Origin of the sequence: Ancylomarina salipaludis, from assembly GCF_004122035.1 — a bacterium.
In the GTDB taxonomy this organism is placed as follows: domain Bacteria; phylum Bacteroidota; class Bacteroidia; order Bacteroidales; family Marinifilaceae; genus Ancylomarina; species Ancylomarina salipaludis.
Genome location: NZ_SAXA01000016.1, coordinates 61532 through 79778, shown reverse-complemented (window position 1 = coordinate 79778; position 18247 = coordinate 61532). Strand labels below are relative to the sequence as shown.

14 protein-coding genes and 3 tRNA genes are annotated in these 18247 nt (G+C 35.9%); 4 read left to right on the top strand and 13 right to left on the bottom strand.

The genetic code is table 11. The annotated features are described in order from the left end of the window. Positions 1-257: 257 nt before the first annotated feature. From EO244_RS14680 to EO244_RS14670, 3 genes are all read right to left on the bottom strand, one after another. Positions 258-331, bottom strand: a tRNA-Asn gene (locus tag EO244_RS14680). A 45-nt stretch (positions 332-376) separates the two neighbouring features. Further along, positions 377-450: transfer RNA gene (locus EO244_RS14675), tRNA-Asn, on the bottom strand. Positions 451-495: 45 nt separating this feature from the next. Further along, positions 496-569: transfer RNA gene (locus EO244_RS14670), tRNA-Asn, on the bottom strand. A gap of 427 nt (positions 570-996) precedes the next feature. Between EO244_RS14670 and EO244_RS14665 the strand changes: the two genes are divergently transcribed. Next, the gene (locus EO244_RS14665; RefSeq protein WP_129255447.1) at positions 997-2508 is read left to right on the top strand and encodes an acyl-CoA dehydrogenase family protein; all 1512 of its coding nucleotides are present in this window, start codon (positions 997-999) and stop codon (positions 2506-2508) included. Between the two features lie 180 nt (positions 2509-2688). After that, on the top strand, positions 2689-3972 hold the full coding sequence (locus tag EO244_RS14660) for a DEAD/DEAH box helicase (RefSeq protein ID WP_129255446.1): 1284 nt from the start codon (positions 2689-2691) through the stop codon (positions 3970-3972). A gap of 80 nt (positions 3973-4052) precedes the next feature. Here the strand turns inward: EO244_RS14660 and EO244_RS14655 are convergent, their stop codons facing one another. Then, entirely contained in the window at positions 4053-5174 is a 1122-nt protein-coding gene (locus EO244_RS14655; RefSeq protein ID WP_129255445.1) for a DEAD/DEAH box helicase, read from the bottom strand. Between the two features lie 200 nt (positions 5175-5374). Between EO244_RS14655 and EO244_RS14650 the strand changes: the two genes are divergently transcribed. Together EO244_RS14650 and EO244_RS14645 are read left to right on the top strand one after the other, a co-directional pair. Next, a complete protein-coding gene (locus EO244_RS14650) occupies positions 5375-6391 on the top strand; it encodes a glycosyltransferase (protein ID WP_129255444.1) in 1017 nt (338 codons plus the stop codon). 116 nt (positions 6392-6507) lie between these two features. Further along, on the top strand, positions 6508-7419 hold the full coding sequence (locus tag EO244_RS14645) for a TIGR01777 family oxidoreductase (RefSeq protein WP_129255443.1): 912 nt from the start codon (positions 6508-6510) through the stop codon (positions 7417-7419). Between the two features lie 41 nt (positions 7420-7460). On the opposite strand, the gene EO244_RS14640 is transcribed toward EO244_RS14645, so the two are convergent. The 9 genes from EO244_RS14640 to EO244_RS14600 all read right to left on the bottom strand — a co-directional run bounded on the left by EO244_RS14640 (position 7461) and on the right by EO244_RS14600 (position 17823). Further along, positions 7461-9317, bottom strand: a complete 1857-nt coding sequence (locus tag EO244_RS14640) for a DUF3413 domain-containing protein (protein ID WP_129255442.1) — start codon at positions 9315-9317, stop codon at positions 7461-7463. A 154-nt stretch (positions 9318-9471) separates the two neighbouring features. Beyond that, the gene (efp, locus tag EO244_RS14635; protein ID WP_129255441.1) at positions 9472-10041 is read right to left on the bottom strand and encodes an elongation factor P; all 570 of its coding nucleotides are present in this window, start codon (positions 10039-10041) and stop codon (positions 9472-9474) included. A gap of 137 nt (positions 10042-10178) precedes the next feature. Next, on the bottom strand, positions 10179-10940 hold the full coding sequence (locus tag EO244_RS14630) for a DUF3108 domain-containing protein (RefSeq protein WP_129255440.1): 762 nt from the start codon (positions 10938-10940) through the stop codon (positions 10179-10181). Between the two features lie 66 nt (positions 10941-11006). Continuing rightward, positions 11007-11717 (bottom strand): tRNA (adenosine(37)-N6)-threonylcarbamoyltransferase complex dimerization subunit type 1 TsaB, encoded by a 711-nt coding sequence (gene tsaB / locus EO244_RS14625; protein ID WP_129255439.1) that lies wholly within the window; start codon positions 11715-11717, stop codon positions 11007-11009. Between the two features lie 212 nt (positions 11718-11929). Next, on the bottom strand, positions 11930-13252 hold the full coding sequence (locus EO244_RS14620; protein ID WP_129255438.1) for a TolC family protein: 1323 nt from the start codon (positions 13250-13252) through the stop codon (positions 11930-11932). 44 nt (positions 13253-13296) lie between these two features. Further along, on the bottom strand, positions 13297-14457 hold the full coding sequence (locus EO244_RS14615; protein ID WP_129255437.1) for an efflux RND transporter periplasmic adaptor subunit: 1161 nt from the start codon (positions 14455-14457) through the stop codon (positions 13297-13299). 24 nt (positions 14458-14481) lie between these two features. Next, a complete protein-coding gene (locus EO244_RS14610) occupies positions 14482-15732 on the bottom strand; it encodes an ABC transporter permease (protein WP_129255436.1) in 1251 nt (416 codons plus the stop codon). Between the two features lie 83 nt (positions 15733-15815). Further along, positions 15816-17069 carry an ABC transporter permease gene (locus EO244_RS14605; RefSeq protein WP_129255435.1) on the bottom strand — a complete coding sequence of 418 codons (1254 nt, stop codon included), beginning with the start codon at positions 17067-17069 and terminating at the stop codon, positions 15816-15818. Between the two features lie 25 nt (positions 17070-17094). Beyond that, on the bottom strand, positions 17095-17823 hold the full coding sequence (locus EO244_RS14600) for an ABC transporter ATP-binding protein (protein WP_129255434.1): 729 nt from the start codon (positions 17821-17823) through the stop codon (positions 17095-17097). Between the last annotated feature and the right edge of the window lie 424 nt (positions 17824-18247).

Sequence of the window (18247 nt, the reverse complement as noted above, 5' to 3'; positions counted from 1 at the left end):
AAAATTAAAGATTTCAGGAGATCTTTAAGAGGTGTCGTAGATATTGACTTCTTCTTATTTCGGTTAACAAAAATATTCGCCTAATTAGAATCATTATAGAATTAGACCCAACTTTTACCAGTGATCCCTCTTTTCATTGAGATCCAGTTGGAATCGTTTCAAATTTTAGAAGGGTTATTTTGGATCAAGTCGAAAAGTTGGTGGAAAGATAAAATAAAGAGCACAAAAAAGCCGCTCGAAAAATCGAACGGCTTCTGCTCCCTCTCTTGGACTTGAACCAAGGACCCTCTGATTAACAGTCAGATGCTCTAACCAACTGAGCTAAGAAGGAAAAAACTGATATTCTTTTTAAAAACCTCACAGTATTGGTTTTTTGCTCCCTCTCTTGGACTTGAACCAAGGACCCTCTGATTAACAGTCAGATGCTCTAACCAACTGAGCTAAGAAGGAGTAAACTGATATTCTTTTTAAAAACCTCACAGTATTGGTTTTTTGCTCCCTCTCTTGGACTTGAACCAAGGACCCTCTGATTAACAGTCAGATGCTCTAACCAACTGAGCTAAGAAGGAGTATTATTCCAAATGACCCTTTGCTTATAAAGACGTGCTTTATTGGGGAAATTTGCGATGCAAAACTAAGCGCTTTTCCCCAATTATACAAGTGTCTCTCCTTATTTTTTTCAAAAAAAATAAATAAAAACCCACTCTTCTATTGAAATTTGCTTTTTATCAGGAAGATATGCTCAAAAAAAAATCTAATAAAACCTTCATTTTTCTTCTATCATTGAAAACAAGCACCATCTGGCTACAAAGAAGATCAAATAAAATCTAGCAATTTCTTAAGAAGTGCAATAATTTATATCCCTTCAGAGCTGAATATTCTCATTTCAAAGGCAATTGCTTATTAAATATTCAGACTTATATGTCTTTATCTGTTTTTTAATCTTAGCTTTGTACGACATTATTCTTATTTACACTAATTTAAAATAAATAATAGATGGTAACTTCTAATATCGCAGAACATCTTTCTTTTTCAGAGTTCCTGAGCGCTATTAAAAAGACAATACACAGTGCTTTTTACGAAAAGGATAATATCGAAAAATTTATCCAGAAAAGAGGATTTCCTGCGTTGGTGCTAAGAGATATAATGGCTAAGAACCCTTTATCGGTAGCTATTCCTAAAGAATATGGCGGACGAGGAGCAAAAGTAAAAGAATGTTTAGGCATTTTGGATACGGCTTCATATGAATCACTTCCATTAGCCTTAACCTTTGGTATTAATATCGCTTTGTTTCTCGAACCTGTTGCAAAATATGCACAAAACACCGTAAAGAAGGGGATTTTTGATCGTTTCCTTACTCAACAGAACATGGGTGGTTTAATGATTACCGAACCAGATTTTGGGAGTGATGCTCTTGGCATGCAAACGTCAAATATTAAAATGGGAGAATCCTATCATATCAAAGGAACCAAACATTGGCAAGGGCTAACGGGTATGGCTGACTATTGGTTGATGACTTCCCGTCCACAGGATCAACATGGGAAATTAGGCCGAGATATCGATTTTTTTATTTGCGACGTTCAACAACCTCAACAAGCTATAAAGGTTGAGGAATATTACAACAACCTGGGTCTTTATCCTATTCCCTATGGGAAAAATTCAATTGATATTCAGGTTCCTGAAAAATACAAATTGGAACCCGAAACGACAGGCTTAAAGCTAATGATGGATCTTCTTCACAGAAGTCGCTTGCAGTTTCCTGGTATGGGAATGGGTTTCATTCGCAGAATGCTTGACGAATCGATAAAACATTGTACAACCCGGATTGTTGGTGGTAAACCCTTAATTTCACTCGATCAGGTTCGTCACCAAATTGGACGTATTCAATCTGCATTTACCATTTGCTCGGCCATGTGTTCCCGTAGTTCAATCATTAGCGGAATTGAGAATAATTTAGCCGCAGCTGCTATTGAAGCCAATAGCATGAAAGCTTATATTACCGATATGATGCAGGAAGCTGCACAAACACTAACACAGTTGAGTGGCGCCAATGGCTATAAAGCTGAAAGTGTTGGTTCCAGAGCCATTATTGATTCTCGTCCTTTTCAGATTTTTGAAGGATCAAACGATATGCTCTATACGCAACTATCTGAAATGGTTATGAAAATAATGACCAAAAAGAAAAATATGAATCTTGCAGATTTCTTCAAAAATCATGAGCTAACTAAAAATGTTTCAGATTATTTCAAGAATCTGGTTGATTTCAATCTGGATACTAAAATTCCACAACGAAAAATAGTTGATTTAGGTAAAATTATCAGTAAAGTTGTCGCTGCTGACCATGTCGTTCAGCTTGGAGCCAAAGGGTTTAGAACAGATTTGATTAATGATAGTCTGGAGACAATTAAACATGAAATATCAATGCTAATCAGCTCTTATCGCTTTCAAACAAACGTCTCTCCTACTGAGGAATACAAGGATCAAAGTTCTTGGCTATCCTTTTGCTAGGATTGATTCTTTAAATACATCAACACTTCTAAATTCCTCTTCTTTTATTTAAGAAGGGGAATTTTCACCAGGCAAAATTCGGGATTTGAGATATTATATTTCAAATAAAAGCTGCATTTATTCACAAAAATGCAGAAGTACAAACAATTACCCTATCTTTGTCACTTTTATATACCATACATGACATTCAAAGATTTAGGAATTATTGATCCTATCCTGAAAGCCCTGGAGGCTAAAGGCTATACATATCCCTCACCTATTCAAGCCCAATCTATTCCCATCCTTCTAAACAGAAAGGACCTATTAGGCTGTGCCCAAACAGGAACCGGAAAAACGGCAGCATTTGCTATTCCTATCCTGCAACACCTCTACAACGACCAGTATAAAAGTAAAGGCCAGCGTAAAATCAAAGCCCTAATTGTAACACCTACAAGAGAATTAGCCATTCAAATTGGAGATAGCTTTACGGCATACGGCAAACATACCGGAATTGTAAATACCGTTATTTTTGGTGGGGTCAAACAGGGAACACAAACCAAAGCTCTTCAAAGAGGTGTAGACATCCTTGTGGCAACTCCTGGCCGTTTACTCGACCTGATAAACCAAGGCTATATATCGCTAAAAGACGTGCAATACTCAGTCCTTGATGAAGCTGATCATATGCTTGACATGGGATTCATTCACGATATACGCCGAATCATTGATCAATTGCCAAAACGCAGGCAATCTCTTTTCTTTTCGGCAACCATGCCTCCTGCGATTGTAAAGCTATCTCAGAAGCTTTTGGGCAACCCCGAGAAGGTAACTATAGAACCCAAGAAAACTACGGCAGAACGTGTTGAACAGGCCTTGTATTTTGTAAGCAAAAAGAATAAGCCCAAATTATTAGTACACCTGTTAACACAAAATGAGGTTGATTCTACCCTGATTTTTACCCGAACAAAATATGGGGCTGATAAAATCACGAAATTCTTAAAAAAAGTCAACATACATTCTGAAGCCATTCATGGCAACAAGTCGCAGAATCAAAGACAAAATGCCCTATTAAACTTCAAAGAAGGAAAAACCAAGGTGCTTGTAGCCACAGATATTGCCGCGCGTGGTATCGATGTTGATGGCTTAGCCTTAGTCGTTAATTTTGATTTGCCCAATATTGCCGAAACCTATGTGCACCGAATTGGACGTACAGGTAGAGCAGCTGCGAGTGGTATTGCAATTTCGTTCTGCGATATTGAAGAAAAACCATATTTAAAAGATATTCAAAAGCTCATTGCTCAGGAAATTCGTGTCATCGAAGAACATCCGTTCTTGAATTCGGGTGACAATGAACCTGTTGAAAAACCCAAAAGACCACAAAGAACCCGCCGTACGGATCGGAAGCCTGAAGCAAAAAAAACAGACAATGCTGAAAACAGACAGCGAAAAGACAGAAGACGTAAACCTTTTCCCAGAAAAAGAGATTAACACTTCTCTCTTAATTTAAGACACAAAAAAACTCATGATAATAAATCATGAGTTTTTTTATATCTGAAACCAGACTAAACTTATTTAGTTTGTCTGATCTGCTTAAAACTAATATTAAGTGCTTTTTGGAAATATCTGATACTCTTTAACTCTTTAGAGGTAACCAATGATAAAGATAAACCATCTTTACCTGCACGAGCTGTTCGTCCACTTCGATGGGTGTAATACTCTTCCTTATCGGGTAACTGATAATGCACCACATATGAAAGTCCTTCTACATCGATACCACGCGCTGCAATATCTGTCGCAACGATCATCCGTAAACTTCCATTTTTGAAAGCACGCATCACTTTGTCACGCTCTTTTTGTAAAAGGTCGCCATGAAGACCATCAGCGGGAATATTTCTGGCAATAAGTTGTTTTGCCAGTGTCTGTGCAGCAACCTTAGTCTTACAAAAAATAAGACCTCTATTATCACTTTGTGAACTTAAGAACTGAAGCAAAATATTCAACTTCTCTTTTTCATCACAAATCAAAAACTTATGCTCTATGTTTTTATTCACCACATTACGCCCACTCACCTCTACTCTGTGCGCATTGCTTTTCAGGTGTTTATTTACAATTTGCTTAATACCTTGTGGCATGGTTGCTGAAAACAACCACTTATTCTGAGCCATTGAGGTAAAACTTAAGATTTGATCGAGCTCCTTTTTGAAACCCATACTCAACATTTCATCAGCCTCATCAAGTACAACGGTACTGACATGACTCAAATCAATCGCCTTACGTTTAACCAAATCAACCAAACGCCCCGGTGTTGCTACAACAATATGAGTAGGACGTCGGAGAGCTGCGATTTGCTTATCGATAGGCGCACCACCATATACCGCTTCTGTAAAAATCTTCTCAGAAAATTTAGTAAACTTAAAAAGCTGTTTGGCGATCTGCTGTCCCAACTCTCTTGTTGGACATAGAATTAAACCTTGTACAACTTTGTGATGTGTATTTATACGATGAAGCATCGGCAATCCGAAAGCTGCCGTCTTTCCTGTCCCCGTCTGTGCTTGTCCAACCAAATCCGTGTCACCACCCAACAATATCGGAATTACTCTACTTTGTATTTCGGTTGGCTTCACAATATTCATATCGCTCAGGCCTTTAAGAAAGTTTTTACTTACTCCAAGTTCTTTAAAATTCTCCAAAACAGATTTTTATTTAGTTTGGCCACAAAGATACTTATTAAATATGTGGATGCAAATGAATAAGTCCATGCAACTTATCATTTAGTCAATCTAATTTTTACCTCCTAATTTCACTCTAAAAACCCACCAGATTTGTTAAGTTTGAAAAGAAAAATTAAAGGTCGTTAAAAACGCCTCCTATTGCAATAAAATAAAACAGCATGCCCAAATATTCAGTTATTATTCCCATTTACAACAGACCTAACGAAGCGGAAGAACTACTCGCGAGTTTAGCCAGACAAACCTATAAAAATTTCGATATCCTTATGATTGAGGATGGTTCTACGAACGATTGTTCAGCTATTGTAAAAAGTTATGCCAATGATCTTGATATTAAATATCATTTTAAGCCAAATTCGGGACCTGGAGACAGTCGAAATGTAGGCATGAGTATGGCAACTGGTGACTATTTAATATTCTTTGACTCTGATTGCATCATACCCCCTCAATATTTTGAAGAAGTTGAGAAACATTTGGCAAAAACACCTCTTGATGCTTTTGGCGGCCCTGACAGTGCCCATGAATCCTTTAGCAAGGTTCAAAAAGCCATCAATTACGCGATGACCTCAATTATCACAACTGGCGGTATTCGAGGTAAAAAAAACAAGCTCGACCAATACCAACCTCGAAGTTTCAATATGGGAATCAGCCGGGAGGTCTATAAAAAAGTTGGTGGTTATACCGATGTTACGCCTGGCGAAGATCCCGATTTGAGTTACCGTATTATGAACGCGGGGTTTCGTGTCGGATTAATTGAAAAAGCTTACGTTTACCACAAAAGACGAATTGATTTCTCGAAATTCATCAAGCAAGTTTACAAATTTGGTGTTATGCGCCCGGTGCTTGTAAAATGGTACCCTGATAAGTTTAAACTGACATATACCTTTCCAAGCCTATTTTTACTATTCAGCTTATTCCTGCTTGGGCTTGCTGTATTGATAAATCCATTATTTTTAATGCCTTTAGCTTTTATTGCGGGTATCCTATTTATCGAATCACTAATTAAAACTAAAAGCTTATCCATTTCCTTATTAGCCATTTTGGCCAGTTTCATCCAACTTTATGCCTACGGTTATGGTTTTTTGAAAAGTGCCATTTTAATTCTGATTCTGAAAAAAGAAGAACGAATCGTTTTTGACAGCTTCTTCTTCGACAAGTCGAAACGTCCTAAAAAATAATAATTCGCATAAATATCCCGGACCAAAAGATCCGGGATATTTTTTTGTATTCACCACCATAACCTTATCCTCATTTTTTTTGTAGCTTTAGTTTCAGCTTATTAAAAAAACATGAGATGGTACAAGTCTTAATCAGTGGTGGAACGGGATTAGTTGGTAAAGCGCTTTGCAATAAATTACAAGCCAAAGCATACGATGTTGCTATTTTAAGTCGTCATAAGAATACCAATAGCCCGTATAAATGTTTTTACTGGAATCCTAATGAAGATAAAATTGATTCGGAAGCGATTGCCTCATCCGATTATATCATTCATCTGGCCGGGGCAAACATCGCTGAAAAAAGATGGACTCCTCAAAGAAAAAAAATCATACTCGAAAGTAGGATCCAATCGGCCAAACTCATTTTCGATGAAGTTCAAAAACAGCAAAAAAATCTAAAAGCTTTTATTTCAGCATCAGCAGTTGGTTATTACGGATCAATTACGTCTGAACAAATTTTTTCTGAGGGAGATAAAGCTGCGAATGATTTCTTGGGTCGTACTTGTCAACAATGGGAAGAAGCTGCAAATCAATTTAATGAATTGGGAATTAGGACAACAATTCTCAGAACAGGACTTGTTTTGAATAAACAAGGTGGTGCTTTATCAAAAATGATCATTCCCGTAAAACTGGGTTTAGCTTCTGCCTTAGGAAATGGCAAACAATACCTCCCCTGGATTCATATAGATGATTTATGTGAAATCTACATCAAAGCAATTGAAGACAATACCATGAAAGGCGCCTACAATGCCGTCGCTCCTGAGCATCAGACCAACCTTAGCTTTACCCAAACGTTGGCTCAAGTGCTTAAAAAACCATTCTGGTTTCCAAATATTCCAACTTTCCTCATTAAATCGCTATTGGGTGAAATGTCTGAACTTCTCTTGACTGGGAGTCGTATCTCAGCTAGCAAACTTCTTTCTACCGGCTTTACTTATAAATTTCCCAAACTGGATAAAGCCTTAGTTAATCTATTAGAAAAAGACTGAAGTGAAACAAAAAAAACGCTAAACATTAATTAAGAAGTCAACTAATTTGTATAGAACTTATATGAGGCCTTCATAGCTTCAAAAACAATATTTGAATGAAGCTTATTATTATCTAAGGCATTCATATCAGGTGTTGTTACACTATAACTTCCGTAAAGAGTTGTCGTGATCTGATTGTTTTCAATGATAGCATAATTCTGATCTGCTCCTGCTACAAACCATTCAGGAGAGGATGTTTCCCACAAACATTTTCCTATAGAAAAATCATCTGCCGGATTCAGGCATCCCTGATTGTAATTCAATAAAGTTGAAGCGATATCGTAATGCAAACTTTTATGAGTAAACACTTGTGGATTCATACCCGGCCAAAGAACTGCTAATGGTACATGGGTCTGAGCATCACTAAAATTACTGCCATGTCCCCAATAATTCTTTTTATTATCATTGAATTCCTGAGCATGATCACCTGTCAACACAACAATTGTATTATCCAAAAGTTGGCGTCTATCCAAATCAACAAGTACCTTGCCCACTAGAGAATCAACATAATTCAGTGTATTTTTATACAAATTAAAAAAAGGTCTAGGGTCGGTATTATTATCTAAAATCAGATAATTAGGCGTAGTCCAGCTCGGTTGAAAAGGTGCCTGTGTAGGATTCGGATGAGAATAACCATGTGCCGAATCATAAAAAAGAAAACCAAAAAAAGGTTGATCATTAGGCTTTGTGTAATTCGAATCAATAAAGGCCAACCATTCCTCAGTTATTTTAGCATCACGCGCATAAGGTGCCGAATTTTCTGAATTTGTCTTAATTCTCAATCGGTTAATATCTGCGAAAACGGTTTGATGAAAAGCTGGATGAGTTAAATTTGAACTTGCAAATATTCCAAATTTATAATTCTGTTCAGCTAAAGTTTGCATCAATACAGGTCTTCGACAATTGGCTTTCATGGTATTCCAATAAGCAAAACTGGGCAAACCATAAAAAAGTGAAAAAATCCCTCCCCTGGTTCCACAACTTCCACTTTGATGGTTTTTAAATAATAAAGCCTTATTGGCATACTCACTAATATTAGGAGTCACTAATGAATCCAAACAATCTGCTCGCCAACAATCAACAACTACAAATAAAATATTGTATTGTTTCCCTTTCTCAAATTGTAGTTTATGAGCCGGATATTTCATATTTCTCAAATCAGAATTCTTCTTTATCACCTTATTCTTAGCCAAAACGTCCGGATTAATCAAATTAAATTTCTTAAACAAACCATTTGCAGTAAGAGGGAAATACAAAGGGTAAACATGGGCATTTTTTGTGATTGGACTATAACTCGTTGCAGAAGCATAAGCATGCCCTAGATGGCTTGTAAGCACCAAGCCAAGCAGAATAAGGAGGATTGATTTTTGCTTAAATTTTAGAAATATCTTCTTATTCCACATCCAATTACCCACAACAAATTCAAGCGCCAAAATAAATAATACAGATCCAATCGCTAAAGAATACATCAGACCTGAGAACTGAAAAATATCTCCTGCAGCTCCACTAAATAGCATATCTAAAACAAATTTGTTCAGATGAAAGCGATATTGAGAAAAGATAAATGAATCAACCGTAAAAAAAATGAGGCCTATTGTGTTTAAAAGAGAAGACAGTATAAGAATAAATTTCTGGTTTCGAAAAGGAATTAAAAATAGCAGAGGAAGCATCATCACAATTAAAGCGATAGCTCCTACATGCCCTATAGTTGTTGTCCCAATATACAACCACTGCCAAATACCGTGTGTAAAATCGATATATGCACTATAACGAAATGAAAAAAGAATAAACAACAAACTATTAAAAATAGAAAAACCGATAAGCCATTGCGTAAGAGGCTTCTTAAAAAATGAAATCATGCTATAATAAAGATATTGTTCCTATCAAATTTACAAAACTATATCCACATTACTACATAATCAATTTAACTATGTTAAAATAAACTAATAGCATAATAATAAAAAAGCTGCCTCATAAAATGAGACAGCTTAAAAAAAAATTCAGCTAAAAAGCTTATTGCTTTACACGCTCAACATATTCTTTGTTTCGTGTATCAACCTTAATAACATCACCTGTGTTAATGAATAAAGGCACCATAATAGTCGCACCTGTTTCAATTGTCGCAGCCTTAAGTGAGTTGGTTGAAGACGTATCACCACGAAGACCAGGTTCGGTATATGTTACTTCCATCACAACGTGTGCCGGAAGCTCAACATAAAGTGGCGTTTCAGTATCAGCATGAATAACAGCTTCAACGTGATCTCCTTCTTTTAAAAGATCAGGTGCATTAAACAATTCCTCTTCCAGTGCAATCTGTTCGTAAGTTTCAGTATGCATCAAATTGTAACCCATATCATCTTTATAAAGAAACTGATAAGGACGACGCTCAATTCGCGCTACATCAATCTTTAAACCTGCTGTAAAGGTATTATCAATAATCTTACCTGTTTTTACATTTCTCAATTTAGTTCTTACGAAAGCTGGACCTTTACCAGGCTTAACATGCTGGAATTGAACAATCGTATATAAACCAGTCTTAAAATGGATACACATACCATTCTTAAAATCTGCAGTACTTGCCATGTTGTTATATATTAATTTAAAAATTAGCCTTATTAATTTCTTCGCAAAAGTAAGAGAAACTATCCTCAATCAGAAATATTATGCAGATATTGTGCATTTTGCAGGAATAATGAAGTCTTTTTGGGGACAAAAAGGGACTAAAAATCGCTGTCATCAACTACTTGATGAGGAAAATTAATCAAATCACAACGCAAAGATCCTATAAACAAGTCGAATTGCACACGAACAGGCACCTTATTTTCATCAGCAGAAATCCAAATCTTAAGATCATCTTTATCTTTAAAAATTCTTCCTGTCTCAACAACTGGTATAAACTTATAACACCTGATTTTCCCAAGTTTACTATTAATGGTTTCGTACCCCATAAATTTAAACTGTAAAAGAAAAGGTTCATCAGAGAAATAAGTATCAATCTTTAAATTTTGCCCTATTACCAAATCTGAATTAAACAATTTGACACGTGCGTAATAAAAAGCTGAAAGAATATCGTGAACACCTTTAACAACATCATGTTCGCCAGATTCTTTACTATAAACCTTATTCTTTTCCCTGTCGAAAACAAGTTCGTTGTAGCGTTTATAATTACCTTCTTTAATATCCCGGATTGCTTTTAGAGGTAATAAAGTTTCCTTATCAATATAACTCTCATAGATGTTTTTCACACCAAAAAGAGAGTTTGTCACCCCTGTAGTTCGGCCACTCAGTATCAAATGCTGAACCTCCTCTCCCTTATAACGTTCCGTCTTGAGTTTTAGGCTCGCTTTGCCACCTTGAATAAATCCGTAATGAATAACATACTTCAAGTGCTCTGTTTTTTTCTTAAGCATAACATCACCCTCAGCAAAAGTTGAGCTTGAAAAAAAAAGGGTCACAAAAAGTAAAACGTATATATTTCGCATGAGTAAATACTTTAAAGCGTATCAGTTACTCAATATCGCCATTTCAATGCAAAAAAACGAATGCTTTTATAAGATATTTTTCTTTGGAGTTGTTGCAACAAAATCCTTTAGATAAAATGGCTCGAAGTAAGCGACGTTTTCAAAATCCTCTGCCTGAAATTTAGCTTCAGCCAACTGCACCATTCCAACAGCCGTAGGCGTTACATCCGATACAAAAATCGCATTCTGACTTTGTAAACTCGACTGACATTTTGATGAACCATCACCAAAAAAAACAATTTCAGTTTTCTCCAAATCGGCAGCAAAAGACGCTTCATCAATTATCTCTGCAGAAATTTCCCGAATTTCTTCATTTTTACTGGAATAAAATGCGGTATAAACTTCCATGCGTCTGGCATCAATCATCGGACAAAAAATACTTGCTTCAGGATCTCCCAATTGTGAAAGAATAGCTTCATTTTTCAATAAAGGAACCGTCATGGCTTGCAGGGTACTGACTGCTATTAGTGGCAAACTGCTGCCATAACAAAGACCTTTGGCCGTTGAAACTCCAATACGCAAGCCCGTATAAGAACCCGGTCCCATACTTACAGCAACTGCATCAAGGTCATTAGGTGTAAGCTGATTTTCTTTAAGAATCGCATCTATGAATACAGTCAGATGCGTCGCATGATTCATACCTTCTTTATTCTCTTTATAGGCAAGCAATTCACCATCTTTCCCCAATGAAACCGAACAAACTGCGGTGGATGTTTCTATATTTAATATTAAAGCCATATTCTTAAGTCGTTATATATGAATCGATATCCGATTTTTCCTTTTATTGATTTTAGGCAATTATTTTTTATAAACCTTACCTGGTCGCAAATTTAAACTATAAAAAGGGAATAAGAAAGAACCTTTACTCTGACCTGGACAAAGAACTGCTAAAAAAAACTCCGATTCGAAATTCATCGAACCGGAGCAACTAAACTTACTTGAAAACTTGACTATAAACTGATTTCGACTCCATTATAGAAGTCTATGATTTTTGTCCTAAAAATATATTCGTATTTAGCTTGTAAAAGATTCGATTTCGATCTTAGCAGATTATTTTTTGCTTCATTGTAATCAACCGAATTAACCAATCCTAAATTAAATTTCTCTTCGGTATATCGGAAGGCCTCTTCGGTAGAAGATACAGCTGTCTGACTCGAAAAATATTTTTTCATAGCTGCAATCGCATTGGCATGCGCCTGTTGAATTTCCTTACGTAACACATTCTTCGTATTCTCTAAATTCAATCTGGAACGATCGATATTGACTTTGGCATTACTAATATTCCTACGATTTAATCCCCTATTAAAGATTGGTATGTTTAATGATAAACCTACATATTTGTTTTCTCTTTCTTTAATTTGGTCCGAAAAACTAGAAGCAGCGAAACCATCTACTTTAGAATAACTAGTTCCCCATGCACCATTTAAGGTTAAACTTGGCATCAAACCTGATCTTGCAAGTGCCAAATCCTTTTCAGTACTTTCCAATCGGAGATTTGCAGCTTTAATTTCAGGTAAAGAAGTTAACGCAAAATCATATACCGTTTCAGGATTCAATAACGAACGACCTGAATTCAAAACAGGTAAATCCGGTATCTCAACATCAAAGGTCTCCGTTTCATTAAGATCTAATAGCTGAGCTAAATCAAGCAGAGATAGATCCAAATTATTTTCACTTGTTACAACTGTTAACTCTTCCTGAGCGGCTTGTGCCTTCTGCTCCATTAAAGTTCCCTTTGGTAAAGTTCCGGCCTCAACCAATACTGAAGTACGCTCAATTTGCAATTGAGTCACTTTCAGTTGTTCTTTAGCCACTTGCAAAAGTTCTTTTTTAAATAGGATATCCAAATAATAAGATACAATTCTTAAGGAAATATCATTACTGGTCTTTGCGATATCTTCCAAATAAGCCTTAAAATCAATATTTGCTTGCTTTATTGTGTTCATTTTCTGAAAGCCCCCAAATAAAGAAACATTTGAATTCACTCCAAAATTTGCGGATTTAGAATTCATATCGATATAGGCATTTGTTTCAGGTGAAGCAGCACGTCCATAAGACAGATTGTAAGATGAGCTCGCATTCAAATTTGGCAATAAACTGTACTTAGCTTGTTTGACATTATTCTTTTGGAATTCTGCATCCAACTTTTTAAGTTGAAGTGATATGTTATGCTCGTTCGCATAATCGACACACTTCTTTAGGCTCCATTTTTCCTGAGCTTTAACACCCAATACTAAAGAGAACAGAAGAGCAATTAGGAATATTTTTTTCATATAGAATTAAATTTTGTTTTTTGGACGAAAATGAATTTTACAAATTAGCTGTTAGATTTTTTCTTGTTCTTCTTCTCCTCATCCTTCTTTCTCTTCATCTCCTTCATCTGTTCAATCTTTGACATCTTCTCGCCTTTGATTTTATCATCCTTACTTATTCCATCAAGAATTTCAATATTAATACCATCCGACAAACCTGTCTTAACAAATCGTTTTTCGAAAACCTGAGGTGCAGTTTCAATATTTACAAAGCTGGAATCGTTACTAAATTCCAATAGACTCTCATTTAAGGCCAAAACCTTTTCACGTTTGTCCAGAACAATTTCGGCATTGGCACTATAACCTGAACGAATAAAATGATCTTTATCCAACTCAACAGATGCCTTTATTTCGAACTGAATTGCACCATTTTCGGCAACACCTTTAGGTGAAATATACTCTAGGTGGGCATTAAATTTATAATCTTCAATTGCACCAATTGTCAATTTCAAATTCATGCCTTGTTTAATTTTTCCAACTTCAGTTTCATCAACTTTTCCCTGAAAAATCATCTCACCCATATCTGCCACAATAGCAACGGTTGTTCCTTCATTAAACGTATTACTTTGAATAACCGAATAACCTTCCTTTACCGGAATATCAAGAATCATCCCCTCAATGGTCGACCGAATAATTGTATTTGTTACAGCGCCTGACTTAGAAGTAACCCCCTCTTTTATTAATTGAAGATTATCCTTAGCTGACTTTAATTCTTCTTGCGCACTACGGTAAGCCAAACGTGGCTTTTGGAAATCGGATTCAGAAATCACTTTTTTCTCATAAAGTAACTTGTCTCGGTTGTAATTAATCTGGGCATCTTCAAAATTAATTTGAGCTCTTTCAACCCTTGACTCTGCTGAATTCAGATTAATCATATCAGGAATAATCTTGATTTTGGCAATTTTATCCCCTTTTTTTAGCATTTGACCTGGTTGTACAAACAATGTTTCAACAATACCAGATACCCCTTGAGGTTTAATTTTAATCTCTTTTCGAGGAATAACAGATCCTGTGGCTACAGTCTTCTTAATAATATCAGTAATCTCCGGAGATTTGGTATCATACATCTCAGGTTTCTCTTGTGATTTATTGTAAAGGAAACCTATGGTTCCTAAAAACAGACCGATAAAGAATACGATCAATACAATTCTAAAAACTTTTTTCATATCAATAGTTATTTTCAAGTGTTATTATTCGTAACGTAAAGCATCAACTGGTTTAATTTTCATTGCCCTTTGGGCTGGCAACAAACCTGCAAAACAGCCAAAGACAACCAAAACGCCAAGGGCAACAAAGGCCACTTTTATATCTACATAAGGATTCAATATCATCGCATTGGGATCACCAGCAGTCATTTTACCAGCCGCCTCAACTATCAGAACTCCGATAACCAAACCCCAGAAGCCAGCAAACGTGGTTAAAAAAACGGCTTCAGTAACAATCTGACTAACGATAGATAGAGGTCGGGCACCAATGGCTCGTTTCACCCCAATTTCACGAGTTCGTTCTTTTACCACAACATGCATGATATTACTAACGCCAATAATCCCCGTTATTAGAACTCCAAAGCCAATCACCCAAAACAGAAAGCCAATGCTATTGAATAAACCGAATATCTTTTTGAAAATTTTGGCCAAATTAAAATGACCAAAAGCTTCTTTGTCATTGGGGCTTATTTTATGTCGACGAGATAAAAGACTTATGATGTTATCTTCAATATCTTCAACAGACTCTCCAACCTTTGCTGTTGCCATGAAAACGTTGAATTTCTCACCTCTGTTGTAGATTTTCTGAAGAGTGGTATAAGGCATTTGAACGATATCATCACTCATCCCCATGTTGCGACTCAGTGGTTTAACGGTTCCAACAATTTGAAAAAATATGCCATTTATCTTCAAATACTGTCCCAAAGGTTCCTCATCATCTTCAAACATGAGTTCGACGACGCGAGGTCCGATCGTAATCACCTTTCTCATCTCTTTCAGATCGTTTTCATTAATAAATCGTCCTGTGAGAACATCAACCGGAACCACCCTATTCATCTCAGGTGAAGTTCCCTTAATCTTAAAATTTCCTTTTTTCTCTTTTTTAAACGTATTATAATTAGCGCTACCACTCCATGCATTAATCTGAGGCGCAACATCTTCAATTTCAGGAATCGATCGTTTCATCGCAATCAGATCTGTATTATCGAACTGAAAGCTTCGATTTCTAGGTAAACCTTTATAAGGTTTTGTTGTTTTTTCAGTCCAAAAAATAGTTGAATTAGTTGCCAAGTTCCCCAGGTTTGATTTCATCCTATTTTGAAACCCCATTCCCAGACCCAAAAGAGTGACTAAGATCAAAATCCCAAACATCACCCCTGAGCCTGTCAGAGCCGTTCTTAATTTATTCTTCTTGAGTGCAGACGTAATTTCCTGCCATTTATCTAAATCGAACATTCTTTTGTTTTTTTGATTTTGAATCGAATCTCATTAACACCTTTTGAGATAAGATCCCTTTCAATTACTTACTTAAAAAGAAACTATTCATCTCTAAGTGCATCAATTGGTTGAATAGAAGCAGCTCGTCGTGCAGGGAAAAATCCTGCTAAAGCACCTGTAACAACAAGAACAATTGTAGCACCAACGGCTATTCCTAAATCCACTTGAGGGTTTAAGAAATAAATTGCAGCCGGGGGATATAATTTCTCAATCAAATTGAATTTACTTATCATCTCAAGCAAGCCCACACCGGCAATCAATCCAAAATATCCGGAAACTGCAGTAATAAAAATTGATTCCATCAACACAAGAGATATAACTGAAACCGGAGAAGCTCCAATTGCTTTTCGAATCCCAATCTCTTTGGTTCTTTCTTTTACAACAATCATCATGATATTGAAAACCCCAATGACTCCCAAAAGAATCGTAAAGATCCCGATGATCCATACAAACTTTTCGATACCACTAAACATGGCTGAAAACTGTTTTGAATTCTCAATATTATTCTGAATCCATAATGCATTTTTATCTTCTCGACTAAAATTGTGTATGGCAGCCATTTTATAAGTAATCTGCTTCTCAATTTCTTTACTTTCTTCTACAGATACATTATCAAGTGTAAACGAAATACGACGCAAATGATCATTATTATTAAAAATTTTCTGAGCGACAGTAATCGGGATGTAGATATCACGGGAATTCTCTTCAAAATCTTTCTTAAAGAAAACACCTACAACCTTAAACTTTATCTTATTAATATTGATGAATTTTCCCAGAGAAGTCTCTTTAGGGAATAAGATTTTTTCTACTTCATCTTGAATAATTACAACCTTACGATGCTCTGCAATATCGATTTTATTGAGAAAACGTCCTTCGATAATATCAAAGTTCTTAATCTCCTTATAGGTATCATGAATAGGAGAAACATTAAAGTTTCCAAAGTTATCTTTATAGGATATAACTTCTGCGCCAGGAATATAACTCATTGCAGAAATAGCATCAATCTTATCAATCGATGTTTTAAGACTCTCTAAATCGGCATTTACCATTTGAATCCTCTTCCCTTCAGGTGTCCCCTTATAAGCCTTAGTGGTTCGTCCACCCCATATCTGCATACTATTTGTCGCATCCTGAGCAAAAACATCCTTCATTCCATTTCGCAGACCTCTGCCAGCTCCTAACAGGAAAATAAGCATAAAAATCCCTGTAGCGACAGAAAATCCAGTAAGAAAGGTTCGGGTTTTATTTTTTCTAATGGTACTGAAGATCTCGTTCCATTTATCTCTATCAAACATAGTCTGAAATTAAAGTTCTCGTAAATTACTCCGTGATTTTTTCTCTTTTGAAAATTGATTCGATACTATTCAAAGAATGATCGTGCTCAATAATAGATTCAATACATCCATCTTTTAAGTTGATCACTCTATCTGTCATCTCAGCAATATCCATTTCGTGAGTAACAATAATCACCGTAATTCCAGTACGATTAATTTCTCTTAAGAGCTCCATAACCTCTAGCGAGGTTTGTGAATCAAGAGCACCAGTCGGTTCATCAGCAAGAATAATTTTGGGATTAGTAATCATTGCTCTTGAAATGGCAACCCTTTGTTTTTGACCACCTGACAATTCGTTTGGCATGTGTTCAGCCCACTCTTTCAATCCCATTTTGTCGAGATACTCAACAGCAAGCTTATTACGTTTTTTACGAGATACTTTTTGGTAATATAAGGGAAGTGCCACATTCTCCATGGCATTTTTAAACGAGATCAAATTAAATGACTGGAATACAAAGCCCAACAGGTTGTTTCTAAGCTTTGCTGCCTTGGTTTCGCTCATCGATTTTATTTCCTGATCATTCAGAATATACGTCCCCTCGTCATGCGTATCTAAAAGACCTAAAATATTTAGAAGAGTTGACTTTCCTGAGCCTGAAGACCCCATGATTGAAACCAGTTCGCCCTCTTTTATATGCAAATCAATTCCCTTAAGTACATGCAGCTTATTCGCTCCTGTAATATAAGATTTATGAATATTTTTTAGTCGAATCATAATCGTTAGTATTTTTAATTGCTTCTTTGATCAAATCGAAATTTGGTCAGGATTTCGATATCTAATATTAAGAATTTAAGGATTGTTATCAAACAAATTTAGACAAACGACCGATTAACTCGGTGAACATCATGTTAAATAAACTCAGTAAACCTCAAAACGAGGTTAAAAAAGATTAAAACACATAATTAAGTACCATTAAAATCAATAGTCGTGCCATCGACACCAATTTACTAAAAACAAGACAAATAACATATTTACAGAAAAGATATTTACAGTATATCTTGTCCGATATTAATACGCTACTGTTCGATACCGAACAGATTTTTTATGTATAAAAGTTTAATTTCTCAAAAAACGGTGAATTCAACTTAAATGATTAAAAGAACAAGAGGATTTAGTGTAAATTAGCTTCGGTTAAATC

Excerpts from the sequence above, each read along its gene's own strand:
- EO244_RS14645 (WP_129255443.1), top strand. The coding sequence starts at position 6,508 with ATGGTACAAGTCTTAATCAGTGGTGGAACGGGATTAGTTGGTAAAGCG.
- efp (WP_129255441.1), bottom strand. The coding sequence starts at position 10,041 with ATGGCAAGTACTGCAGATTTTAAGAATGGTATGTGTATCCATTTTAAG.
- tsaB (WP_129255439.1), bottom strand. The coding sequence starts at position 11,717 with ATGGCTTTAATATTAAATATAGAAACATCCACCGCAGTTTGTTCGGTT.
- EO244_RS14650 (WP_129255444.1), top strand. The coding sequence starts at position 5,375 with ATGCCCAAATATTCAGTTATTATTCCCATTTACAACAGACCTAACGAA.
- EO244_RS14600 (WP_129255434.1), bottom strand. The coding sequence starts at position 17,823 with ATGATTCGACTAAAAAATATTCATAAATCTTATATTACAGGAGCGAAT.
- EO244_RS14660 (WP_129255446.1), top strand. The coding sequence starts at position 2,689 with ATGACATTCAAAGATTTAGGAATTATTGATCCTATCCTGAAAGCCCTG.
- EO244_RS14620 (WP_129255438.1), bottom strand. The coding sequence starts at position 13,252 with ATGAAAAAAATATTCCTAATTGCTCTTCTGTTCTCTTTAGTATTGGGT.
- EO244_RS14615 (WP_129255437.1), bottom strand. The coding sequence starts at position 14,457 with ATGAAAAAAGTTTTTAGAATTGTATTGATCGTATTCTTTATCGGTCTG.
- EO244_RS14610 (WP_129255436.1), bottom strand. The coding sequence starts at position 15,732 with ATGTTCGATTTAGATAAATGGCAGGAAATTACGTCTGCACTCAAGAAG.
- EO244_RS14665 (WP_129255447.1), top strand. The coding sequence starts at position 997 with ATGGTAACTTCTAATATCGCAGAACATCTTTCTTTTTCAGAGTTCCTG.
- EO244_RS14640 (WP_129255442.1), bottom strand. The coding sequence starts at position 9,317 with ATGATTTCATTTTTTAAGAAGCCTCTTACGCAATGGCTTATCGGTTTT.
- EO244_RS14605 (WP_129255435.1), bottom strand. The coding sequence starts at position 17,069 with ATGTTTGATAGAGATAAATGGAACGAGATCTTCAGTACCATTAGAAAA.
- EO244_RS14630 (WP_129255440.1), bottom strand. The coding sequence starts at position 10,940 with ATGCGAAATATATACGTTTTACTTTTTGTGACCCTTTTTTTTTCAAGC.